19 protein-coding genes are annotated in these 23,845 nt (G+C 66.3%); 4 read left to right on the top strand and 15 right to left on the bottom strand.

From position 1 onward, the window contains the following. Positions 1 to 182: 182 nt before the first annotated feature. From EV678_RS15210 to sixA, 3 genes are all read left to right on the top strand, one after another. The gene (locus EV678_RS15210) at positions 183 to 875 is read left to right on the top strand and encodes a Crp/Fnr family transcriptional regulator (protein ID WP_014236556.1); all 693 of its coding nucleotides are present in this window, start codon (positions 183 to 185) and stop codon (positions 873 to 875) included. Between the two features lie 140 nt (positions 876 to 1,015). Continuing rightward, positions 1,016 to 2,539 (top strand): CYTH and CHAD domain-containing protein, encoded by a 1,524-nt coding sequence (locus tag EV678_RS15215; RefSeq protein ID WP_130460115.1) that lies wholly within the window; start codon positions 1,016 to 1,018, stop codon positions 2,537 to 2,539. A 28-nt stretch (positions 2,540 to 2,567) separates the two neighbouring features. Beyond that, complete coding sequence (gene sixA, locus EV678_RS15220; protein WP_165397541.1) at positions 2,568 to 3,032, top strand: phosphohistidine phosphatase SixA; 465 nt, start codon at positions 2,568 to 2,570, stop codon at positions 3,030 to 3,032. Positions 3,033 to 3,133: 101 nt separating this feature from the next. Here sixA and EV678_RS15225 read toward each other — a convergent pair whose 3' ends face one another. The 14 genes from EV678_RS15225 to EV678_RS15290 all read right to left on the bottom strand — a co-directional run bounded on the left by EV678_RS15225 (position 3,134) and on the right by EV678_RS15290 (position 20,704). Continuing rightward, positions 3,134 to 3,529, bottom strand: a complete 396-nt coding sequence (locus tag EV678_RS15225; protein WP_130460117.1) for a pilin — start codon at positions 3,527 to 3,529, stop codon at positions 3,134 to 3,136. 170 nt (positions 3,530 to 3,699) lie between these two features. Further along, complete coding sequence (locus EV678_RS15230) at positions 3,700 to 5,289, bottom strand: HD family phosphohydrolase (RefSeq protein ID WP_130460118.1); 1,590 nt, start codon at positions 5,287 to 5,289, stop codon at positions 3,700 to 3,702. Between the two features lie 10 nt (positions 5,290 to 5,299). Beyond that, positions 5,300 to 7,666 carry a GspE/PulE family protein gene (locus tag EV678_RS15235; protein ID WP_207222281.1) on the bottom strand — a complete coding sequence of 789 codons (2,367 nt, stop codon included), beginning with the start codon at positions 7,664 to 7,666 and terminating at the stop codon, positions 5,300 to 5,302. Continuing rightward, positions 7,666 to 8,748, bottom strand: a complete 1,083-nt coding sequence (locus EV678_RS15240; protein ID WP_130460119.1) for a cyclic nucleotide-binding domain-containing protein — start codon at positions 8,746 to 8,748, stop codon at positions 7,666 to 7,668. Before EV678_RS15240 ends, EV678_RS15235 begins: the two co-directional genes overlap by 1 nt. A gap of 7 nt (positions 8,749 to 8,755) precedes the next feature. Continuing rightward, on the bottom strand, positions 8,756 to 9,529 hold the full coding sequence (locus EV678_RS15245; RefSeq protein ID WP_130460120.1) for an MBL fold metallo-hydrolase: 774 nt from the start codon (positions 9,527 to 9,529) through the stop codon (positions 8,756 to 8,758). A gap of 13 nt (positions 9,530 to 9,542) precedes the next feature. Next, positions 9,543 to 11,756 (bottom strand): CHASE2 domain-containing protein, encoded by a 2,214-nt coding sequence (locus EV678_RS15250; RefSeq protein WP_130460121.1) that lies wholly within the window; start codon positions 11,754 to 11,756, stop codon positions 9,543 to 9,545. A 43-nt stretch (positions 11,757 to 11,799) separates the two neighbouring features. Continuing rightward, positions 11,800 to 12,528: an FHA domain-containing protein gene (locus EV678_RS15255; protein ID WP_130460122.1), complete on the bottom strand. Its 729-nt coding sequence runs from the start codon at positions 12,526 to 12,528 to the stop codon at positions 11,800 to 11,802. Positions 12,529 to 12,550: 22 nt separating this feature from the next. Then, a complete protein-coding gene (locus tag EV678_RS15260) occupies positions 12,551 to 13,378 on the bottom strand; it encodes a Stp1/IreP family PP2C-type Ser/Thr phosphatase (protein ID WP_014236546.1) in 828 nt (275 codons plus the stop codon). 16 nt (positions 13,379 to 13,394) lie between these two features. Further along, a complete protein-coding gene (locus EV678_RS15265) occupies positions 13,395 to 15,911 on the bottom strand; it encodes a CHASE2 domain-containing serine/threonine-protein kinase (protein ID WP_130460123.1) in 2,517 nt (838 codons plus the stop codon). 233 nt (positions 15,912 to 16,144) lie between these two features. Next, on the bottom strand, positions 16,145 to 17,116 hold the full coding sequence (locus EV678_RS15270; protein WP_130460124.1) for an ornithine cyclodeaminase family protein: 972 nt from the start codon (positions 17,114 to 17,116) through the stop codon (positions 16,145 to 16,147). Positions 17,117 to 17,118: 2 nt separating this feature from the next. Beyond that, positions 17,119 to 17,820: a TerC family protein gene (locus EV678_RS15275; RefSeq protein ID WP_130460125.1), complete on the bottom strand. Its 702-nt coding sequence runs from the start codon at positions 17,818 to 17,820 to the stop codon at positions 17,119 to 17,121. Between the two features lie 212 nt (positions 17,821 to 18,032). After that, the gene (gene sucD, locus EV678_RS15280) at positions 18,033 to 18,929 is read right to left on the bottom strand and encodes a succinate--CoA ligase subunit alpha (protein WP_014236542.1); all 897 of its coding nucleotides are present in this window, start codon (positions 18,927 to 18,929) and stop codon (positions 18,033 to 18,035) included. Between the two features lie 11 nt (positions 18,930 to 18,940). Next, the gene (gene sucC / locus EV678_RS15285; protein WP_014236541.1) at positions 18,941 to 20,101 is read right to left on the bottom strand and encodes an ADP-forming succinate--CoA ligase subunit beta; all 1,161 of its coding nucleotides are present in this window, start codon (positions 20,099 to 20,101) and stop codon (positions 18,941 to 18,943) included. A gap of 51 nt (positions 20,102 to 20,152) precedes the next feature. Then, positions 20,153 to 20,704 carry a DUF2889 domain-containing protein gene (locus EV678_RS15290; protein WP_014236540.1) on the bottom strand — a complete coding sequence of 184 codons (552 nt, stop codon included), beginning with the start codon at positions 20,702 to 20,704 and terminating at the stop codon, positions 20,153 to 20,155. Between the two features lie 233 nt (positions 20,705 to 20,937). Here EV678_RS15290 and paaK point away from each other — a divergent pair, with 233 nt between their 5' ends. After that, positions 20,938 to 22,254: a phenylacetate--CoA ligase PaaK gene (paaK, locus tag EV678_RS15295; protein ID WP_130460126.1), complete on the top strand. Its 1,317-nt coding sequence runs from the start codon at positions 20,938 to 20,940 to the stop codon at positions 22,252 to 22,254. Positions 22,255 to 22,352: 98 nt separating this feature from the next. On the opposite strand, the gene EV678_RS15300 is transcribed toward paaK, so the two are convergent. After that, positions 22,353 to 23,717, bottom strand: a complete 1,365-nt coding sequence (locus EV678_RS15300) for an MATE family efflux transporter (RefSeq protein ID WP_130460127.1) — start codon at positions 23,715 to 23,717, stop codon at positions 22,353 to 22,355. Positions 23,718 to 23,845: the final 128 nt, after the last annotated feature.

Consider the following 23,845-nt stretch of genomic DNA (forward strand, 5'->3'; position numbering starts at 1 on the left):
AGGCGCAATGATGGGCCGATTATAGCCGTCCCCGGCCCGTCCCCTGCCGGGAATGGGGACCGCCGCCGTATCGGGCGCCGGCAGCGGCTAATCCCCATAAATGACGGGGACTTCCCGGGCTTGTCAGCGTGGGCCTCTAATGCGACCATGGAGCCCATTTTTCCATTCGAGGAGTGCCGTTCGTGACCACCAGCAATCTGAACATCGACGCCTTGCTGTCCTATGTGCCCATGTTCAATGGCCTGGCCCCGGACGAAATTGCCCGCATTGCCCGCGGTACCCGGGAAATCCACGCGGCCCGCGGCGACATCCTGTTCCACAAGGGCGATCCCTGCCAGGGCCTGCACCTGGTGGTCTACGGCCAGGTCAAGCTGGCCTTCACCTCCGCCCAGGGCGGCGAGAAGGTGGTGGAAATCCTCGGCCAGGGCCAGACCTTCGGCGAAGCCCTGATGTTCATGGACAAGCCCTACATCGTCTACGCCCAGGCCCTCACCGACTCCCAGCTGCTGCACATCTCCAAGGCCGTGCTGTTCGAGGAACTGGAACGGGACCCCAAGCTGGGCCGCAAGATGATCGCCGGCCTCTCCATGCGCCTGCACCAGATCATCACCGACGTGGAATCCTATTCCCTGCACTCCGGTCGCCAGCGCATCATCGGCTACCTGCTGCGGGACCTGCCGGACGAGGAACACCTGCCCAAGGAAACCACGGTGAACCTGCCCACCAACAAGGGCATCATCGCCTCCCGCCTCAACCTGACCCAGGAACACTTCTCCCGCATCCTGCATGAACTGTCCGAGCGGGGCCTGATCAAGGTGGAAGGCCGCAAGATCCACATCCCCGACGTGGAAAAGCTGCGCACCTTCGACCTCTAGGCATTCCGGGGCCGCCGGCGCGGCGCCCGCAGTCCGTAGAAAAGCCCCTCTGCCGGGGCTTTTTTGTTTTATGCGGCAAGCCCGGCGGCGAAGGGGCCGCTGTCATATTGGTATAAATCGCCGGGTGTAGAATCCCCGCCATGGCCCTCGAAACCGAACTCAAGCTGCGCCTGCCCCCCGGCGGCGCCGCCCGCCTCCTGCGGCATCCGCTCCTGGCCGGCAGCGCCCCCCAGCGCCAGCGGCTGCTCAACACCTATTACGACACCCCCGACCTGGAACTGCTCGGCCAGCGCATGGCCCTGCGCCACCGGCGCAAGGGCTGGGACTGGTTGCTGACGGTGAAGACCGCCAACCCGGCCAGCGGCGGCCTGGCCCGGCGCAATGAGTGGGAAGCCAAGGTGGCACCCGGCCAGTTCGATTTTTCCCACGTGGACGATGGGGACCTGCGGCGCTGGCTGGAAAAGCGCACACCCCGCCTGGAAGCCGCCTTCACCACCGATTTCACCCGCCTCGCCTGGATCGTCGAACCGGCCCCCGGCACCCGCATCGAGATCGCCCTGGACCGGGGCACCATCCAGAGCAAGGGTCAGCGGGAGCCCCTGGGGGAACTGGAACTGGAGCTCCTGGCCGGCCCCGAGACCGCCCTCTTCGCCCTGGCCCGGGAACTGTCCACCGCCCTTGGCGAACGCCAGGCCCTGCACCCGGTGGCGGCGAGCAAGGCGGAGCGGGGCTACGCCCTGTTCACCGGCCGCCGCAGCCCGCCCCAGAAAGCCCGTCCGGCGCCCCTGGAGACGAACCTGACGCCCCTGGCCGCCTGCCGCAGCGCCGCCCTGGACTGCCTGCAGCACCTGCAGGCCAACGAGGCCGGCGCCCAGCGCGGCGACAGCCCGGAATACGTGCACCAGGTGCGGGTCGCCATCCGCCGCCTGCGTTCCCTGCTCAAACTGTTCGCCCCGGTGCTGCCGGAAGCCTTCCGGCAACGCTGGACCGGCCCCTGGCGCGACCTGGGCCGGGGCCTGGGAGAAGCCCGCAACTGGGACGTGTTCCTCAGCGAAACCCTGCCTCCCCTGAACGCCGCATTCCCCGGCGTTGCCGAGCTGACCCGCCTGGAACGGCACGCCAATAGCCGCTCCCAGGCCGCCCACCTCGCAGTGCGCCGCCTGCTGGGCTCGCCGGCCTACTCCCGCCTGCTGCTGGAATTCAGTGCCGACCTCTTCGCCCTCGGGGAAGAGCCGGCCAGCCAGCGCCCCCTGGCCGACTTCGCCGCCCGGCGCCTCGACCGCCGCGCCCGCCAGGCCAGCCGTCTGGCCCGCAACCTGGCGGAGCTGGACCACGCCGGCCGCCACCGCCTGCGCATCGCCTTCAAGAAGCTGCGTTACGCCATCGAGTTCCTCGCTCCCGCCGGCGGCAACGGCGCCCCCTACGCCCAATCCCTGGCCCGCCTGCAGGAACACCTGGGGCGCCTCAACGACCTGGCCACCGCCCGGGAGCTGCTGGCCCCCACCCTGCCGGCCCGGCCCGGCCTGGTCATGGGCTGGCTCGGCGGCCGCAGCGACCTGCTGCTGGAAGAACTGCCCGCTTTCCTCGAGGATTTCCTGGCCCAGACGGCGCCCTGGGAAAAATCCCCCGGCAAGCGCAACAAGACTGCAAAGCGGAGCGGCTAGGATGGCGCCTTTGTCCCCGGAGACCGCCATGGACCTGATCCTCTGGCGCCACGCCGAAGCCGAGGTCGGCAGCGACGACCTAGCCCGCCGCCTCACCGTCCGCGGCGCCAAGCAGGCCCGGCAGATGGCCGCCTGGCTCAAGCCCCGCCTGCCCAAGCACACCCGCATCCTGGTCAGCCCGGCGGTTCGCACCCAGCAAACCGCCGACGCCCTGGAACTGCCCTACGAAACCAGCCGCAAGCTGGCGCCCGATGCCAGCGTCTACGACCTGCTCTCAGCCGCCGGCTGGCCCGACAGCCGGCAGACCATCCTCATCGTCGGCCACCAGCCCACCCTGGGCCAACTGGCCGCCCTGCTCCTCTCCGGCCAGGAAGCGCCGTGGACGGTGAAGAAGGGCGCGGTATGGTGGTTCTCCAACCGGGTCCGGGCCGGGGAAACCCAGACGTTGTTGCGCTGCTGCCTGGGCCCCGACATTTTGGCTGGCGGCAGTTGAAATTCGCTTAGTTAGGCAAGAAGCGACAGCGTGCTCTGATACACGCCGCCACCCATAAAAAAAGCCCGCCGAAGCGGGCTTTTTCATCACAAAACCTGGGATTAGCTGCAACCCTTCGGCTTCATGTCAGCGGGCAGGGCGCTGGCGTCGCAGGACCAGGCACCACCGGCAGCCCGGGCCAGCTTGATAGCCAGACCATTGACCTTGGTCGGGGCATTCTTCAGGGCGCAGGAGATGCCGGTGTTGTCCACGGTGTAGGTACAGTGGCCGCTCTTGGCAGTGTCAAGCCCGATGGTAGCTTCGGTCGGGGTGCCGCCATCGTTGGCGATCATTTCATAGGCGGTACGGACGGCAGAAATTTCTGCCAGACCGGCGGCGATCTTACCCTTGGCCTGGTAGTCGGAGTAAGCCGGCAGAGCAACTGCGGCCAGGATACCGATGATAGCAACCACCACCATCAGTTCGATCAGGGTGAAACCTTGCTGAACCTTGTTCATGACAATCTCCTATTGGAAGAAGGATATATGGGAGTCTCTGAATATCCGGAACTCCTCAATCAAGTATGAGCAAGTAGGATGCCAGCTTGCTTTTCCTTGATTTCACCGGGGCTACGCCGCAAAAACTGACGTTTTTTGTCACAACACATCCCTATCGCGGCACTTTCTGACTAGGCGACGTCAAGCTGGCTCTTGTCCATAAAACGCTCGGCATAGCGCAGAAACACCCGCTGCTTCAGGAAAACGTCGAGCAAATCCCCGTCCACATGTCCGTTGTCGCGGAATTTCCGCATGATGGCGAGGGCCTGGGACAGCTTCATGCCTTCCTTGTACGGCCGGTCCCGGGCAGTGAGGGCTTCGAAGATGTCGGCGATGCCCATGATCCGGGCCTGGACGCTCATCTGTTCCCGGGTCAGGCCCCGGGGATAGCCCTTGCCGTCCATGCGTTCGTGGTGGCCGCCGGCGTATTCCGGCACGTTTTTCAGGTGCTTGGGCCAGGGCAGGGATTCCAGCATGCGGATGGTGGCGACGATGTGGTGGTTGATGATCTCCCGCTCGGCCTCGGTCAGGGTGCCGGCCCGGATGGTCAGGTTCTCCACTTCGTCGGCGCTGAGGAAGTCGTTTTCCTTGCCCTGCGCATCCTGCCAGCGGTAGCGGCGGGCGATCTGCCGCACCCGCTCCTGGTCTTCCGGCTGCATGGCTTCGCCGCCCACATTGCAGCGCTGCAGGAAGCGCTGGTCTTCCTCCATCTGGGCCAGACTCGCCTCCAGTTCCTGGCGCGCCTGGCTTTCCCCTCGGCCGCCGGCAATGGCCTGCCACATGCGGATCTGGACATCGCGGCGAATCACCTCGAAGCGGGTATCCAGCAGATGGATGCGATCGAAGATGGTCTGCAGCTTGGTCGCCTTGTCCACCACGTGCACCGGCGTCGTCACCTTGCCGCAATCGTGCAGCAGGCCGGCCATCTTCAGCTCGTAGCGGTCCTTGTCGGACATGCTGAAGTCGGCCAGGGGGCCTTCCGTGGTGGCATTCACCGCCTCGGCCAGCATCATGGTCAGCTCCGGCACCCGCTGGCAGTGGCCGCCGGTGTAGGGGGATTTTTCGTCGATGGCGGTGTTGATGAGCTGGATGAAGGACTCGAACAGTTCTTCCAGCTGGGAAATGAGCTGCCGGTTGGTCAGGGCGATGGCCGCCTGGGAGGCCAGGGATTCGGCCAGGCGCTGGTCCGCATAGGAGAAGGCCCGCACTTCACCGCTGACGGGATCCTGGGCGTTGATCAGCTGCAAGACGCCGATCACCTCGTTCTCGTGGTTCTTCATGGGCACCGTGAGAAAGGACTGGGAGCGGTAGCCGGTGCGGGCGTCGAAGGCCCGGGTGCCGGAGAAATCGAAGCCCTCCGCCGTGTAGGCGTCGGCGATGTTGACCGTCTGCAGATTGAGGGCGCTGTAGGCGGCCACCATGGAATTGTTGGGCTCGCCGCTTTCGGTGTGCAGCGGCAGGTCGGGGAACTTGGAGGAGAGGGGCTGGCCGCTGCTACCGCCAAAGGCGATGGCCAGGGAGTCGGTGCGGACAATCTCGAAGCGCAGATGGCGCCCGTCCTCGGTCATGCGGTAGAGGGTGCCGCCGTCCGCGTGGGTGATCTGCTTGGCCGCCAGCAGGATGCGCTCCAGCAGGCGATCCAGGTTGCGCTCGTGGGAGAGGGCCGCCCCGATCTCGTTGAGTTGCTCCAGGCGCCGGAAAAGATCGTCCAGGGTATCCATGCCCTACCTCCTATTTGATGCAGACCGCGTGTACCTGCTTCATGTCGGTAATGCCCTGCAGCACCTTGTCGATGCCGTCCATCTTCAGGGTGCGCATGCCGTCGTTGAGGGCGCAGGCCACCAGCTCGGCCACCCGGGCATGTTCCTGGATCAGTTTCTTGACGCCGTCGGTCCCGGCCATCAGCTCGTGCAGGCCGACCCGGCCCTTGTAGCCGGTGTCGTTGCAGACGGGGCAGCCCTTGGGGCGATACAGGGTGAACTGGCCGTCCTTGGCGTAGCGGCTGTTCCAGTCCCGGTAGACGGCTTCGTAGGAGCCCTTGGGGTCCTTCTTCCAGCTGTCGGTGTTGGTCAGCTCCTCGCAGTACTCGGTCAGCAGCCGCTTCATGTCCTCCGGCGAGGGCTGGTAGGCCTCCTTGCACTCCTTGCACAGGCGCTTGGCCAGGCGCTGGGCCAGGATGCCGAGCAGGGCGTCGGCGAAATTGAAGGGGTCCATGCCCATGTCCAGCAGGCGGATCACCGATTCGGGGGCGCTGTTGGTATGCAGGGTGGCGAACACCAGGTGGCCGGTGAGGGAGGCCTCGATGCCGATGCCGGTGGTTTCCGCATCCCGCATTTCGCCCACCATGATCACATCCGGATCGGCCCGCAGGAAGGAGCGCATGACCGTGGCGAAATCCAGGCCGGCCTTCTTGTTGATCTGCACCTGGCGCAGGCCCTTCTGGGTGATTTCCACCGGGTCTTCCGCGGTCCAGATCTTGGTGTCCGGCGTGTTGATGTGGCCCAGGATGGAATGCAGGGTGGTGGTCTTGCCCGAGCCGGTGGGGCCGCAGACGAAGAAGAGGCCGTAGGGCTTGCTGATGATGCTCTTCAGGGTCTCGTGGTTGTGGGGCGTCAGGCCCAGGCTGTCCAGGGGAATGGGCTCGCCGGCGGCCAGGATGCGCATCACCACGTCTTCCATGCCGCCGGCGGTGGGGATGGTGGCCACCCGCAGCTCGATGTCCAGGGGGCCGTATTTCTTGAACTTGATCTTGCCGTCCTGGGGCTTGCGCTTCTCCGAGATATCCAGATCGCACATGATTTTCAGGCGGGCGATAAGGGCATTGCGGTAGGAGGCGGGGATCTCGATGTAGGGCACCAGGGAGCCGTCCTTGCGGAAGCGGATCAGGGTCTTTTCCTTGCCCGGCCGGGGTTCGATGTGGATGTCGGAAGCCCCCTGCTGGTAAGCCTCGATGATGATCTTGTTCACCAGCTTGACCAGCTCGTTCTCGGCGGCGGCAGAAACGTCGTCGCCGACAACGTCGCCTGCCTCGTCGTCACCATCCCCCAGGTCGGAGAGCAGGTCGCCCACCGAGGCCACGTCCGCCAGGGCACCGAAGAAATGGTCCAGCACCTGGAGGAATTCCCGGTTGGTGGTGACCCGGTAGACCACCTTGCTCTTGGGGAAGATGTTGTTCACCACCCGGGAGTTGCGCACCCGCTCCGGGTCCGTCGCCACCACCACCACGCCTTCCCGGGTTTCCTCCACCGGCACCCATTGCTGGGACTCGAGATAGTCGCGCTTGAGGTTGCGCAGCAGGTCGATGGGCTTGACCCGCTCGCTGCGGTAGGGCTCGTAGGGGTCGCCGAAGTACTTGGCCAGTGCCTGGCCGATGGCCGCCGGCTTGACCTGGAATTCCTTGACCAGGACCTCCTCCAGATCGAGCCCCTTGCGCCGGGCCGAGCGCTGGGCCAGGTCCAGTTCGGCGGCGGAGATGACGGCATCGCTGACCAGGCCGTCGTACTTGGAGCGCACCCCCGGCACCGCCTTCTGGCGCTGGGTGAAGGCGATGGCCAGGGTCTGGGCCAGGCCCTGGACGCCCTCCTCCGCCACGGCGGCAAAGGGCACATCGTCCCGGTTGTTGATGATTTGCACCACTCCCAGCAAAGCCCCCTCCCCGTCGCTGATGGGCGCCACCAGCATCTGCTTGGTGCGATAGCCGGTGCGCTTGTCCACCTCCTGCAGGAAGTTCATCTTGGGGGAATAGGCCTTCAGCTCCACGTCGTCGTAGACGTCCCGGATATTGGCCATTTTCTGGGTCATGGCCACATAGCCGGCCACGCTCTGCTCGGTGATGGGCAGCTTCAGGTCCTTGAAGGAATTGAGGCCGGTCTTCACCTTGGAGACGATGCTGCTGCGGTCTTCGCTGACGGTGTAGATGGTCAGCCGGTCCGCATTGAAGAGATTGCAGATGTCCTGGGACAGCTCCAGCATGATCTCGTCAATATTGCTGGTGGCGTGGATCTTGTTGGTGACCGCCTGCAGGTTCTTGAAAAAGAGCAGGCGGCTATTGACGTCGCCCTGGGCGCTGCTGTCGGGGGTGGGATGTGCTGCGTTCATTATTGTTCCTTCGTTTCGGCCAAGGGGCCCCAGAGCCCGCCTTCCAGCCACCAGGCCTGATAGCCCTGCTGCGTCAGGAGAAAGGCGACGGCCGAGCTGCGGCGTCCGCTTTGACAATAGACCACGTATTCCCGGTTCGGATCGAGGCTGCCGAAGGCGCCGCGCACCTCGTTCACCGGCAGGTTGATGGCCCCGGGCAGGCCGTCGAAACGGAACTCCGCCGGATAGCGCACATCCACCCAGACGGCGCCCCGGGCCACCCGATCCTGGGCCTCGTCGCGGGACAGCCCCTTGAGCAGGGGCGCCCGCAACAAAGCATCGAAATCCTCCTTGCCCAGCTTCAGCAGGACGCCCTTGCTCTTCATGGTGACGCTGGCGTTGCGCCGGGCATTGGCCACCAGGGCCTCCTCGCCGAAAGCCTGGCCGGCCCCCAATTGGGCGAGGACGACCTCCTTGTTGCCGAGGCGGCGGGTCACCTCGCAGCTGCCGGACTCGATCAGGTAGTAGGCATCACCCACGTCCCCTTCCCGGATCAGTACTTCTCCGGCCGGCACCCGCAGGCGGCGGAAGCGTTGCAGCAGGACATCGATGTGGGCCGGCGGCAGCTGGCCCAGGGCGCTGGCGGTGAGCACCTGGACATTGAAGGCGCCGGACATCTGCCGCCAGTCGGTGGTCTCCTCCGGGGCGGCAGGGGCAACGGCCGGGGCTTTCTGCACGCCGGCGTTGGCCGCCAGCTGTTCCCAGGTAAGCAGGATGTCCAGTAACTGCCCATCAACGCCCAGCAGTTCAACGTTCCCCACCGCCAGCAGCGCCTGGGGCCGGGGCTCCTGCAGGCCCAGGGGCCAGGCAGCCGCCTCGCTGCCGGCCTGCAGCACGGCGCCGCTGCCGTCGGCAAACGACAGCCGCAGTTCGCCCTGCAGCAGGTAGAGGGAAAGCCCGGCCTCCAGGCGCTGGCGCGGCAGCGCCTGGCCCGGGGCCAGGCTTTCCAGGCGGCAGTAGGCGGCCAGTTCAGCCAGCCGCTCTCCCGACAGATTGCCCAGGGGCGAAAGGCGCGCCAGGGCTTCCACGCTCACCTTGGCCATGACGCGCTCACAGTTCGAAGACCTGGTTGTTCTGCAGCATGCGGGGCTTAAAGCCGGCCACGCCTTCCTCGATCTCCTGCATGGTCTGCTCGATCTGGCCGGGCTTCAGGTGGGTGATGAAAACCTCGGCCGGTCGCGCCAGCTTGGCCAGTTCCTCCGCCAGCAGGCTTGGACAGAGGTGCTTGGAGGCGATGGCCAGGGCCCGCTCCTTGTTGGAGAAGGCCGTCTCGATGATGAGGTAGCGCAGGTTGGCAACTTCGTTCACCCGGGGCCAGAAGCTGTCGTTGCTGGTGGTGTCGCCGCTGAAGGCCAAGCTGTTGCTGCCCGAATCCAGCAGATAGCCCACGGCCGGCACCGTGTGTTCCGCCGGCAGGGCGGTGATGCTGCGGCCGCAGCCCAGATCTACCCGCTGCCCCAGCTCCATGGCCTGGAACTGCAGGCAGGGGGTTTCCCGGCTCGGGATTTCGCTGAAATCGGGCCAGACCAGCCAGTTGAAAACGTGCTGGCGCAGGATGGCAAGGGTGGCCTCGCTGGCGTGCACCGTCACCGGCCGGCCGATGCGCATGTCCATGACGGTGTCGATCAGCAGGGGCAAGGAGGCGATGTGGTCGAGATGGGAATGGGTGAGGAAGATGTGGTCGATCGCCCCCAGCTCCGCCAGGGAGAGGTCCGCCACGCCGGTTCCCGCATCCACCAGCACATCGTGATCCACCAGCATGGAGGTGGTCCGCAAATGCCGGCCGCCGATGCCGCCGCTACAACCGAGAATCCTGATTTTCATGATTTTCCGGCCGCTACTTGGTTTCGAAAGTGGTGACGCCGTCCCAGCCGTCGCCCGGAGCTTGCTGCCGCAGATGGGCAACGCGCTCGCCGTAAAGCTGATAGAGCCGGCAGTCACCGTTGAGGCGCACCAGGTTCATCAGCTGCAGCTCGGCCTGGTCCCATTCCTGGGCACGATAACAGCGCAGGGCCTGCTGCCACAGTTTCAGTTCATCCAGCACGGCCTGGGGCACGCTGCCCGCCAGGCCCAGGGGCTCGTAAATGGCCACCGGCTCATCCTTGCCCTTCACCCGGACCCGGTCAAGCTCGCGGAAGACGCCGTCCCGCACCGCCGCCCGGGTGGCCTCGCCGACGATGATGCCGACGCCGTACTGCTTGGTCAGGCCCTCCAGGCGGGAGCCCAGATTCACCGCATCGCCCATCACCGTATAGGCCTGGCGCAGGGGCGAGCCCATGTCGCCGACAGTCATGAGGCCGGTATTGATGCCGATGCCGATCTGCAGGGCCGGCCAGCCCCGGGCGGCGAAGGGAGCGTCGAGACGACGCAGCTCCACCTGCATCTCCAAGGCCGCCAACAGGGCGTGGCGGGCATGGTCGGGGTCGGCCACCGGCGCCCCCCAGAAGGCCATGATGGCATCGCCGATGTATTTGTCCAGGGTGCCCCGGTGGTGCCGGATCACCGTGGTCATGGCCCCCAGGTATTCGTTGATCAAATGGGCCAGGTCCTTGGGGTCCAGGCCTTCCGAAATGCTGGTGAAGCCGCGGATGTCGGAGAACAGCACGGTCAGCTCGGCGTTGCGGCCTTCCATGCTGTAGCGTTCCGGATCCCGGGCCATCTCGTCCACCAGCTCCGGCGGCACGTACTGCCCGAAGAGTTGGGTCAGCTGGCGCTTGCTGTGGGATTCGACGAAGTAGCCCCAGGACATGTTCATGGCGTAGAGGGCCAGGATCAGGAGCAGTACGCCGGCCACCGGCAGGGCCAGGCCGGACTGCCACAAAGCGAGGTTGAGCCCCACCACCCCGGCCAGCACCGCCCCGGTGAGCAGGGTGGCCCGGGATGGCGACAGGGACGGCAGCAGCAGGGACAGCAGCAGGCCCACCAGCAGCACCTGGACCACGTCGAAACCCAGGGCGTAGGGCGGCTTGTGCTTGAGGCTGCCGTCGAGCATGCCGGCAATCAGGTTGGCGTGGATTTCCACCCCCGGATAGGCCTCGCCCACCGGGGTCGCCCGCAAGTCCATGAGGCCGGGCGCGGTGGTGCCCACCAGCACCACCTTCCCCTGCAGGCTGGCCGGCGCCACCCGCCCCTGCAGCACGTCCGCCGCCGACAGGTAGACGAAGCTGCCCTGGCCGCCCCGGTAGGGCACCAGAGTGGCCACGTTCTCGTCCACGGGAATGCGCAGCGCCCCTCGGGGGGTCGGCAGGTCCAGCCATTCCAGGCCGGCATAGCCGGAACCGCTGCCCCCTTCGGCGTAGCCCGGCCGCACCGGTACATTGCCCAGCAGCAGGCGCACCATGGCCAGGGAAAGGGATTCGTAGTACTGGCCGCCGTGCTCCACCAGCATGGGCACCCGGCGGGAAATGCCGTCGAAATCCACCAGGGGATTGAAGTGGCCGCCGGCCGGGGCCGCCGCCTGGAAGGCCGGCAGGTTGCCGCCGTAGCCGCGCCAGGAGGTGAACAGGATGTTGCGCCCCTTGAAAGTGCCGGCCGGCAGCACCGCCGGCGGCAGCGCCCCCTGGGGAATGCCGTTGGACATGTAGAAGCCCAGCACCACCGGCCGCCCCTTGAGGGTGGCGGCGAACTGGCCGTCGTAATCTAGGCTGCCGCGCAGGGAAGCGAGAGAGGCGAGGAAAGCTGCGTCGCCCTTCAGGCTGGTGGCGCCCATGCGCTCCAGGACCCGCAGGCCGGAGCTTTCATCCGGTTCGGCAAAGACCACGTCGAAGCCGACCAGCTGCACGCCGTAGTGGTCCGTCAGCTGCCGCACCAGCCGGCTCACCTTGTCCCGGCTCCAGGGCCAGCGCCCCACTTCGGCCAGACTCTTCTCGTCGATATCGACCACCACCACCCGGCTGTCCTGGCCGCCGGGCTGGGTCAGGCGCAGGCGGGCGTCGTAGGTGATGGCATCCAGGTGGGACAGCAGGGGATGCTGGTAGAGGCGGATGGAATGCCCCAGGGTGAGCAGCACCAGCGCCAGGCCGAGGGCGATTCTGACAAGGTTCTTTTTCAATGTGCCCCCGGCTGGCCGTGCGGCGCCGCTGCGTCCGCGCCCCTCAGTTCTTCAGGAAGAATTCCATCTTCACCCCGGCGATCTCGACCACATCGTGGTCCGCCAGGGGATGGGCCTGGGCGTCCAGGGTCTTGCCGTTGACCACCGGGAACTGGCCGCCTTCCACATGGGTGATGAAATAACCATGGGGCCGCCGGGTGATGACGGCCACCTGCACGCCGGGCTTGCCCAGGGTGGTGAGGGTCTTCACCAGTTCCAGTTCCTTGCCCGCATTGGCGCCGTTGAGGATCTGCACCACCCCCAGCAGGGGCGCCGCGGCGGCGGCGGGGGCAGCCGGCGGCGGCGACGGGATGCGCACGTCGCCGAAGTTGGCATGGGTGGCCTCGCCCACGGCGGAGGCGGCGGGCGCCTCCTGGGGCTGGATGCTGCCGGGACGCAGCACCATGGTCTTCTCGAAGTCGGTCTCCCCCTCACGGGCGGCGGGCAGGTCGCTGATGAACTTGAGCTTGTACTTGCCCAGTTCCACCACGTCGCCGTTCTGCAGGAAGTGCTTCTTGATTGGCTGGCCGTTCACCAGGGTGCCGTTGGTGCTGTTCAGGTCCTCGAGAAAGGAATCGTTGAGGATGGTCACCAGGGCCGCGTGTTCCCCGCTGATGGCCAGATTGTCGATCTGGATATCGTTGTGGGGCTTGCGGCCGATGGTCATCCGCTCCTTGGTGAGCGGGATTTCCTTCAGGACCAGTCCGTCCATGGAGAGAATCAGCTTTGCCATAGTGCAATTCCTTAGCGAAAAATCATTTCAACCAGGCCAGGAAACGGGACCACCAGCCGCGGGGGGCGGCGAAGTCGCGCAGGACCTTGACCAGGATCACGGACACGTTGTCGCGGCCGCCGTTGTCGTTGGCCATCTGGATCAGCTGGGTGGCGGCCAGCTCCAGGTTGGCGGAAAGGGTCTGCAGGGTGAGGCCGATTTCCTCGTCCTCCACCATGTCGTTGAGACCGTCGGAACAGAGCAGGAAGATGTCGCCCGGCAGCACCGGGTAGGAGCGGATCTCCGGCTCCACCTCCGGGTCCACGCCGAGGGCCCGGGTCACCAGGTTCTTGTTCATGGACAGCCGGGCCTGTTCCGGCGTCAGCATGCCGCTGTCGAGCTGCTCCTGCAGCAGGGAATGGTCCCGGGTGACCCGCACGAATTCCTCGCCGCGCAGGCGGTAGAGGCGGGAGTCGCCGATGTGGGCGACGGTCACCACGTTGTCGGCGAACAGGGCCAGCACCAGGGTCGTGCCCATGCCCGCGTACTGGGGCTGGCTCTGGGCGGCGTGGTAGATGGCCGAATTGGCGGTGGCGATACGCTCCCGCAGCAGGGCGTTGGCGTAGGGCTCGCCGTCGGGCTCCACCTCCCAGGCGCCTTTCAGGATCAGGCCTTCCTCGATCTCGCCCGAGAGCAGGGTGGTGGCCATGCCGCTGGCCACCTCGCCGGCGTTGTAGCCGCCCATGCCGTCGGCCAGGATGGCCAGGCCCAGATGGGGATTGGCGAAGACCGCATCCTCGTTGTGGCCCCGAACCATGCCCGGATCGGTCTTGACGGCGATTTCCAGGGCCTCGCTCAGACTCTTATGCACGCAGTTTTCCTCCCCCTCAGAGCGTCACGTCCACGCCGCCGGCGCCGGGGGCGCAGGCCGCACGCAGGTCGCGCGCCATTTCCGCCCCGGTCTGGTAACGCTGCTCCGCGTCCTTGACCAGGGCCTTGTTGATGATTTCCGCCAGGGCCGCGGGCACGGCCGGATTGGCCAGGCGCACGTCGGGGCTGGCCTCGTTGGCGATCTTGAACATCAGCTGGGCCATGGATTCGCCATGGAACGGCAGCTGGCCGCAGCACAACTGGTACAGGGTCACGCCCAGGGAAAACAGGTCGGAGCGGCCGTCGATCTTCTTCCCCGCCAGCTGCTCCGGCGACATGTAGGACGGGGTGCCGAGAACCATGCCGGTACGGGTGCGGGACGAATCGGTGATGCGGGCAATGCCGAAGTCGGTCACCTTGACCTGATCCGACTCGGGCTCGTACATGATGTTGGCCGGCTTGATGTCCCGGTGCACCACGTTGTTGCGGTGGGCGTAGTCCAGGGCCTCGGCCACCCGGGCGACGATGTCGGCCACCCGCTCGGGCGGCAGCAGGTGGTCGGCCTTGGTGAAGGGCACCAGGTCCTTGCCCTTGAGGAACTCCATGGCGATATAGGCCAGGTCGTGCTCTTCGCCGGCATCGAAAATGGTGACGATATTGGGATGGTTGAGGCGGCCGGCGGTTTCCGCCTCGCGGAAGAAGCGCTCCTTGACGTCGGCCAGCTCGTCTTCCTCGAACTCCTGGGCCAGGGCCATGGTCTTGATGGCCACCACCCGGTTGATCTTGGGGTCGCGCCCCTGGTAGACCACGCCCATGGCGCCCTTGCCCAGCTCCTTTTCCACCTGGTAGCGGCCCAGCATGGGCTTTTCCACCTCGCCGCCGGTGAGTATCTGGGTGCCCCCGCTGCTGCGGGCGCCGGCGCCGCCGAGCATGATGGTTTCCGACATGGCCTTGGCCCGGGACAGGCGCATTTCCAGGTCCCGGAACTTGGGGTTGTAGCCGGACATGTAGCGGAACACGGCCTCGGCCTTGTTGAACTGGCGCTTGCGTTCGAAGTCCAGGGCCAGGTTGTAGAGGTTCTCCATCAACTGGTCGTCCAGGGGGCACTTGCGCAGCTTGTCGAAGGCCATGTCGAGCTGGCCCTGGCCCTGGAAGGCCAGGCCCAGCATGCGGTTGGACTCGGCCGATTCCTGGTCGGATTTCTCCTTGCCCCGCTCCGTCACCAGGAAGCGCTTGGTGGTGAGCAGGAGATGACCCAGCAGCAGCAGGGTGGCGGCGCCCATCAGCTGCAGCCACAGGCCGGCCCCCAGCATCAGGCCGAAATGCAGGCCGAGCAGGGCCGCCAGCAGCAGGGCGGTGAGGCCGGCGCCGACGCCGGCGGAAAGCCGGGGCAGCAACAGGATCAGGTACAGGGCCACCAGCAGGTAGGCGGCCAGCTCGGCCCCCAGGCCCCAGGCCGGGATGACGAAGAAGTGTTCCTGCAGGATGCTGGAGACGGAGTGGGCCAGGGTCAGCACCGGTGCCATGGCCGGGGATACGGGCGTCACCTGGCTGGCGCCGACCCCGGCGGCGGTGGCGCCGATGAGGACGATCTTGTCCTGGTATTTGGCGGCGGGAATCTTGCCGGACAGCACGTCGTAGAAGGAATCCACCGCAAAGGCGGGCTTGCCCTCCCGGTCCTTGTAGAAGAAGGTCAGCATGCGGCTGGCCGGGTCTGTCGGGATGCGCAGCTTGCCCAGGCGCACCGACTCCCCCAGGGTCGCCTGGATGTCGGCGGGCCCGAGATTGAGGCTGCGGGCGGCGATCAGCAGGGACAGGGAGGGATAGAACTGGTCGTAGTAGCTGAGCACCAGGGGTTCGCTGCGGATGCCGCCGTCCACGTCCACGGAGGCGTTGAGATGGCCGATGGCGGCGGCCTTCTCGCCGATGCCCGGCACCGGCAGCTGCACCGCGTTGGTGGGCAGGGCAAAGCCGCTGCCGGCATTGACCCGGGTCAGCTGGTTGCGGCTGACGAACTCCGGCAGGGGCTGGTCCGGCCGCCCCAGGGGATCGCCCAGCTGGAACAGCATGGGCAGCAGCACCGTGTCGGTGGCGCCGTAGCTCTGGGCCAGGCGGCGGTCCGTGTTGAGGGCGGCCTCGGCTTCCTGCAGGATGCCGGCGGCCTCCGCCGGCATGGCGCCCTGGCGGGAGAGTTCCAGCAGCCGGGTGATGTAGGCGTAGCCCGGATCGATCTGGGGCTCGGAGAACAGCACCGTGTTGCCGATGACCTTGGCCTTGGCCCCCACCAGGAGGTCGGTGAGGCGGGCATGGACGTCCCGGGACCAGGGCCAGCGGCCGATGTTGGCGATGCTCTGGTCGTCGATGGCGATCACCGCCACCCGCTCGGACGGGGTCCGGCTGGAGGCGGCCACGCCCATGTCGTAGGCCTTGCGCTCCAGGCTCTGGATCAACTCCCCATTGGCGGCGGCCAGCATGGCCAGGGACAGGGCCAGGCCGAGGAACCAGTCGGTCTTCCAGAATCCGGCTTTGCGCATGGCGCAGGGCCTCCAATGCCAAATTGATTAGTTGTCTTCTTCTATGGCCTGCCGGAACGGCCCAATGCTGGCTCCCTCCGACTCCCTCGTGCCGCAACCCTATTATTCAGCGGCGTATTCTGCATTCTTACAGTGCCGCCTTAACTCAGTCAAATGGGATTCTCGCCGAGAAAGCCGGCGCCGGGCGCGCCATAATTCACGCTCCCCGGCGGGCGAGAAACAAACGGGCGTTTTCAGCCGCCGAACGGCAGTTCCTGGCCCAGCCCCCGGGCCCGGGCCTGGGCCAGCACCAGGGAGGCCAGCACCAGATCCTGGACCGCCAATCCCTGGGATTCGAACAGGGTGATCTGCTCGGGCGAACTGCGCCCGGCACGGCGGCCGACGATGACATCACCCAGCTCCACCAGCTGGCGTGCGGAAAGGCGGCCCTTCTCCAGCAGGGGCACCAGATCCCCGGCCTCCTTCAGGGCCGTATCCACCGTATCCACCGCCACCAGGTCGCAACGGCGCACGGCGGCTTCGGACAGTTCCTGGCGGATCAGGGCATTGGAACCGGCGGCATTGATGTGCACACCCGGCACCAGCCAGTCGGCGTCGAACAGGGGGGCGGCGGCCGTGGTGATGGTGCCGATCACATCGGCGCCGCGCACCGTCGCTTCCGCATCGGCGGCGGGGACGATCTCGACCCCGGGCAGGCGCTGGCCCATCTCGGCGCAGAAGGCTTCCAGCTTGTCCCGCTTGCGGCCATAAACCTTGACCCGGCGCAGCGGCAGGGCGGTGCAGACGGCTTCAACATGGCCCCGGGCCTGCCAGCCGCTGCCGAAGACGCCGGCCACTTCGGAATCGGGCCGCGCCAGCCATTTGGCGGCGATGCCCGAGGCGGCGCCGGTGCGCATCATGCCCAGGTAATCGGCGGCCACCACGGCCTGCAGCACGCCGCTGGCGGCGTCGAAGAGAAAGACGTTGAAGCGGTTGCCGCTGCGGTTGCTGGTATAGGCCTTGTAGCCCAGGATGCCCAGCCCGGGCAGGCCGCCGTGCAGCAGGTGCAGGGCCGTCTGGGGCAGGCGGGTGCGGGCCCGGGGCGTGTCCTGGGCGGCCAGGGCGCCCTCCCGGGACAGTTCGCGGTGGGCGGTTTCCACGGCCTCCAGGGCCATGGGCATGGTCAGCACCGACTGGACGTCGGCTTCGCTCAGATACAGGGCCATTCTTACTCCACGGTAATATCGACGGGGGCCGGGCGCCGGGCCTGCAGCACCTTGCCGGCCAGCACCACCAGCACGGCGGCGAGGAGGCCGACGGCCTTGGGCAGCCAGGCCGGCGTGCCGGTCAGCCAGGGGGCCAGGCCGGGATCGGCGGCGATCATTTCGCCGGCGACGAAGCCCAGCAGGGCGGCGCCCAGGGTCACCACCACCGGCCAGCGCTCCATCAGCTTGAGGATCAGCTGGCTGGACCAGACGATCAGGGGAATGCTCACGGCCAGGCCGAAGAGCAGCAGGAACAGGCTGCCATGGGAGGCGCCGGCAACGCCGATGACGTTGTCCAGGCTCATGACGAAGTCGGCGACGATGATGGTCTTCACCGCGCCCCACAGGTGGTCGGCGGCATCGATGTCGTGGCCGTCGTCGTCCTCCGGCAGCAGCAGCTTGATGCCGATCCACAGCAGCAGCAGGCCGCCCACCAGCTTGAGCCAGGGCAGGTTCATCACCAGGGCGGCGAAGGTGGTCAGCACCACGCGCAGGCTGACGGCGCCGGCGACGCCCCAGAAGATGCCTTTCTTGCGCTGCTCGGGGGAAAGGTTGCGACAGGCCAGGGCGATGACCACGGCGTTGTCGCCGGAGAGCACCACGTCGATGGCGATGATCTGGGCCACCGCCAGCCAGAAAACGGGAGAAGTGAGGTCGAGTTCCATGGGGCCGGATTGTACCGTGGCCGGGCCCTGGCCCGGCATTTCCCGGACAGGCGGGGTCTGCGATGACAGAGCATGGCGCCGCTCAGGCAGGAAAGACGGGCATTTCCGGCATGGCATCGCCAGCAGCGGCGCCCCGCCTGCCTCCCAGGGCATGCCCCAAAAGAAAAAGGCGGGCCAGAAGGCCCGCCTTGGCATTGCGCCGGGGACGCTGCTTACTTCAGCAGGCCCTTGAGCAGACGGCCCATTTCGGAGGGGTTGCGGGTCACGGTGAAGCCGCACTCTTCCATGATGGCGAGCTTGGCGTCAGCGGTGTCGGCACCACCGGAAATCAGGGCGCCAGCATGGCCCATGCGCTTGCCCGCAGGGGCAGTCACACCGGCGATGAAGCCGACGATGGGCTTCTTCATGTTGGCCTTGCACCACATGGCGGCTTCGGCTTCATCGGGACCGCCGATTTCGCCGATCATGATGACGGCGTCGGTATCCGGATCGTCATTGAACATCTTCATGACGTCGATGTGCTTCAGACCGTTGATGGGGTCGCCACCGATACCCACGGCGGAAGACTGGCCCAGACCGATTTCGGTCAGCTGGGCAACGGCTTCGTAGGTCAGGGTGCCGGAGCGGGAAACCACGCCGATGCGACCCTTCTTGTGGATGTGACCGGGCATGATGCCGATCTTGATTTCATCGGGGGTGATCAGGCCGGGGCAGTTGGGACCCAGCAGCAGGGTCTTCTTGCCGCCCTTGGCTTCCTTTTCCTTCATCTTGTTGCGCACTTCCAGCATGTCCCGCACGGGGATGCCTTCGGTGATGCAGATGGCCAGGTCCAGGTCGGCTTCAACGGCTTCCCAGATGGCGGCAGCAGCGCCGGCGGGCGGCACGTAGATGACGGAAACGGTGGCGCCGGTGTCCTTGGCAGCTTCCTTGACGGTGGCGTAGATGGGGATGTCGAAGATCTTCTCGCCAGCCTTCTTGGGGTTCACGCCGGCAACGAAGCAGTTCTTGCCGTTGGCGTATTCCTGGCACTTTTCCGTATGGAACTGGCCGGTCTTGCCGGTGATGCCCTGGGTGATGACCTTGGTGTCTTTGTTGATCAGGATGGACATTCAATAACTCCTTACTTGACCGCGTCGACGATCTTCTGGGCCGCTTCGGCCATGGTATCGGCGGAAATGATCGGCAGACCGGAATCCTTCAGGATCTGCTTGCCCAGGTCCTCGTTGGTGCCCTTCATGCGGACCACCAGCGGCACGGACAGGTTCACTTCCTTGGCCGCGGTCACCACGCCGGTGGCGATGGTGTCGCACTTCATGATGCCGCCGAAGATGTTGACCAGGATGCCCTTGACCTTGGGGTTCTTGAGCATGATCTTGAAGGCTTCGGTGACCTTCTCGGTGGTGGCACCGCCGCCCACGTCCAGGAAGTTGGCCGGCTCGGCGCCGAACAGCTTGATGGTGTCCATGGTGGCCATGGCCAGACCGGCACCGTTCACCAGACAGCCGATGTTGCCGTCCAGGGAGATGTAGGCCAGGTCGAACTTGGAGGCTTCGATTTCGTCGGCGTCTTCTTCATCCAGATCGCGGTATTCAACGATTTCGGGATGACGGAAGAGGGCGTTGGAGTCGAAATTGAACTTGGCGTCCAGAGCCTTGATGTTGCCGTTGCCTTCCAGGATCAGCGGGTTGATTTCCGCCAGGGAAGCATCGGTTTCCATGTAGCACTGGTACAGCTTCTTGATCTCGGCCTGGGCCTTGGCCACGGAGTCGGCGGGAACGCCGATGCCCTGGGCCAGGTTCAGGGTCTGCTGGTCGGTGATGCCGACCAGGGGATCAACGAATTCCTTGAGGATCTTCTCGGGGGTGGCGTGGGCCACTTCCTCGATGTCCATGCCGCCTTCGGAGGAGGCCATGACGGCGACCTTCTGGGTAGCGCGGTCGGTCAGGACAGCCAGGTAGTATTCCTTCTTGATGTCGGCGCCTTCTTCAATCAGCAGGCGGCGGACCTTCTGGCCTTCCGGGCCGGTCTGGTGGGTCACCAGTTGCATGCCCAGAATCTGGGTGGCGTATTGGCGCACTTCATCCAGGGACTTGGCAACCTTCACGCCACCGCCCTTGCCGCGGCCACCAGCGTGAATCTGGGCCTTCACGACCCACACCTTGCCGCCCAGTTCCTCGGCGACCTTGACAGCTTCGTCGACGGAGAAGGCAGGCTTGCCGCGCGGCGTCGTCACGCCGAACTTTCTCAGGATCTCCTTACCCTGATATTCATGAATTTTCATGCGCTTTCCTTGCTTGGTTGAAGTTGCGAGCAAAAGGCAGGAGTGTCTCCCCTACCCCATTTTCTGGTCACGGTACCAGCGCGGGTAATAGCGCTGGACCGCTTCCGAAGTGGATTCGAGGGCATGGCAGCGGTCAAGCTGATAAGGCTTGTGACCATGGTCCTCGTTGTCTTTCATTTCACTGGCAAAGGTCTGGATCGCCGCCGTCGGCAGCACCATGACCAGCTCGGTCAGATGGGAGCAGCCTTTGACATCGCCAAAACGCTCCTTGACCGCCCTGCGGAAGCCGTGAAACAGATTCAAGCCTACCAGCCTGTTGTAATCCGCGTTGATACGGTCGCATTGTCCCACATAGGGCATGCCGTCCGTCCGGGTCTCCGCCGCGAGAATGTTGAATTCCCGATCGATGGTGACCCGTACCCACATATCGTGTACCGGTTCTCCTGCTGGCCGCAGCCCGGAGGAAAGGGGGTAATCATGATCCTTGACGTCGGTCAGACGCGCCTCCACGTCCCACAGACCATCCTCGCGCTTGAAGCCATACAACTGGATGCTGCGGACGTGCAGGCGCTGGCGGGCAACAGGGGCAGGGGAAAGTGGCATGGGGAGGCCGGATTCTTTATGCAACGGATTACAGCAGCGGAGCGCTATCTTATTGTTAGTCCGCCAATATTAACACAAGAAAAAAGGCGCCCCGCTGTTTTGCATTCATAATTATGGATACAAATCCCGGGCCCGCAGCGCCTCCATTTGATCCAGATTAAGCGCCCCCCGCCCCGCCGCCCCCAGAATCCCGGACAGCATTATTACAACGACAAAAAGTCGGGGAGAAAACCATGCACCGGGAGTCCGCCGCCGCCCTGGAAGGGGAACGCATCGCCCGCGCCAGCCGGGACGAAATCGCCGCCCTGCAGCTCAAGCGCCTGCAACAGACCCTGCGCCACGCCTACGAGAAGGTGCCCCATACCCGGGCCAAGTTCGACGCCCACGGCGTCCATCCGGACGACCTGAAGACCCTGGCGGACCTGGCCAGGTTCCCCTTCACTGGCAAACAGGACCTGCGGGACAACTATCCCTACGGCCTCTTCGCCGTGCCCATGCGCGACATCGTGCGGGTGCACGCCTCCAGCGGCACCACCGGCAAGCCCACCGTGGTCGGCTACACCGCCGGCGACATCGACCGTTGGGCCGACATCATGGCCCGGGCCCTGCGCGCCGCCGGCGCCGGACCGGAGGACATCGTCCATGTGGCCCACGGCTACGGCCTGTTCACCGGCGGCCTCGGCGTCCATTACGGCGTCGAGCGCCTGGGCGCCACGGCGGTGCCCGTTTCCGGCGGCCAGACCGAGCGCCAGGTGCAGCTCATCGCCGACTTCAAGCCCACGGTGCTGGTGGTGACGCCCTCCTACGCCCTCAACCTGGCTGACGAATGCGAGCACCAGGGCTTCGACCTGGCCGGCTCCAGCCTGCGCATCGGCCTCTTCGGCGCCGAGCCCTGGGGCGAAAGCATGCGGGCGGAGATCGAGCGCCGCTTCGGCATCGCCGCCATGGACCTCTACGGCCTGTCGGAAGTGATGGGCCCCGGCGTCGCCAGCGAATGCATCGAATCCCGGGACGGCCCCACCATCTGGGAAGACCACTTCTACCCGGAGATCATCGACCCCAATACCGGCGAAGTCCTGCCCGACGGCGCCCACGGCGAACTGGTGTTCACCTCCCTGACCAAGGAGGGTATGCCGGTGGTGCGCTACCGCACCCGGGACCTGACCACCCTGCTGCCGCCCACGGCCCGCAGCTTCCGCCGCATCGGCAAGATCACCGGCCGTTCCGACGACATGCTGATCATCCGCGGCGTCAACGTCTTCCCCAGCCAGATCGAGGAATTCGTGCTCAAGCAGGCCGAGCTGTCGCCCCACTACCAGCTGGAGGTGTGGCGTGAGGGCCACCTGGACAAGCTGGACATCCGGGTGGAACTGAAACCCGAGTTCGCCAATGCGGGCACCCACGTCTCCGAGCAGGCGGCGCGGGAGCTGCAGCATCACATCAAGTCCTATATCGGCATTTCCACCCGGGTGCGGGTGGAGGCGGTGGGCAGCATCGAACGGGCCGTCGGCGGCAAGGCCCGGCGGGTGGTGGACAAGCGGCCGCAATAGCGGCATCGCCTGGAAGGCAGGCAGGGCGCCGCTGCCAGCCGCGCCTTGCCTGACAACGAGACGGGACGCGCCTTTTCAGGCAGGACCGGCGAAGCGCCCTATTCCCGGGTTGCCGCCAGCACCCGCCACAGCAGGCCGCCCAGCAGCAGCGCCGCCAGCACCAGGCTGGCGGTGGATGCGGCCCAGTAGCCGGCCACGCCCATGGCCGGGCTGCCGTAGGCCAGCCACCAGCCGCCCCCCAGGCCGACGCCCCAGAAGCAGAGGGTATGGATCAGCATGGGCAGGAAGGTGATCTTGCAGCCCCGCAGGGAAAAGCCCGCCACCGTCTGGATCGCGTCGAACAGCTGGTAGGCCGCCAGATAACCCACCAGGCCGACAGCCACCGCGGCCACCCGGCCATCCCCCGTGGCGGCCCCCACCAGGGGCCCGGCGCCCCACCACAGCAAGCCCCCGAACAGCAGCGACAAGCCGGTGGCCAGGACCATGCCGGCACCGACCGCCTGCTCCATGCCGGCCTGATCCCGGGCCCCAGCCGCCCGCCCGACCCGGGCCAGGGTGGCGATGGCCACCGCCAGGGGCAGCATGTAGAGCAGAGCCGCCAGGTTGGCGACGATGCGGTGGCCCGCCACCACGGTCGCCCCTTCCCGGGCGATGAAGAGGGCGATCAGGGTGAAGGCGCTGATTTCCACCAGGTTGGAAAAGCCCATGGGCAGCCCCAGGCGCAGCAGCTCCCGCAAGCGCGCCCACTGGGGCCGGTGCCAGCGCCCCAGCAGGGCCAGGGGCGCCAGGGCGGCCGAGCGCCACAGGTAAGCGAAACCGCAGAGAAAACCGACCCCGACGATGATCAGGGTGGACCAGCCGGTGCCCTCCACCCCCAGGGGCGGGCCGCCCCAGCGCCCCTGGATCAGGCACCAGGAGAGGGGCAGGTGCAGGGCGGTGGTCGCCAGGCTGATCAGCATGAAGGGCCGGGAATGGCCGAGGGCATTGGCGAAGGCGAACAGGGTGCGGTACAGCAGCACCAGGGGCAGGCCCCAGGCCAGCAGGTTGAGGTAGGCCCGGGTCTTGGCTTCCACCGCCGGCTCCATGGTGGCCATGGCCAGCAGCGGGTCGGGGAAGCGCATCAGCAGGCAGGCCGGCACGGCCAGCACCAGGGCCACCCAGAAGGCCTGCTGCAGGGCGGCGGCGATTTCCCCGTAGCGCCCGGCGCCGTGCAGGTGGGCCACCACCGGCGCCACCGCCTGCAGCACGCCGGCGCAGGCCATGATGACGGCAATGTAGATGCCGCCGCCGATGGCCACCGCCGCCAGGTCGGCGGCGCCATAGTGGCCGAGCAGGGCCGTGTCGATCAGCATCAGGCCCATGGAGGCCAGCTGGGCCACCAGGATCGGCCAGGCGTGCCGGGCAATGTGGCGGATTTCCTCCCCCAGGCGGGGAGCGGTGGAAGCAGGAACGGAAGCGGTCATGGCGCCCGCAGTATATAAGGGAAGGCAGGCCGCCGACGGGGCGCCCCGCCTCCTTCGTGGCAAATGCATTGAGCGGGGGGGAAAAATCCCGGAAAATGCGTGACTTGCCCCAGCCGTTAGGGAGGAGG

Source organism: Azospira oryzae (assembly GCF_004217225.1).
GTDB lineage: Bacteria > Pseudomonadota > Gammaproteobacteria > Burkholderiales > Rhodocyclaceae > Azospira > Azospira oryzae.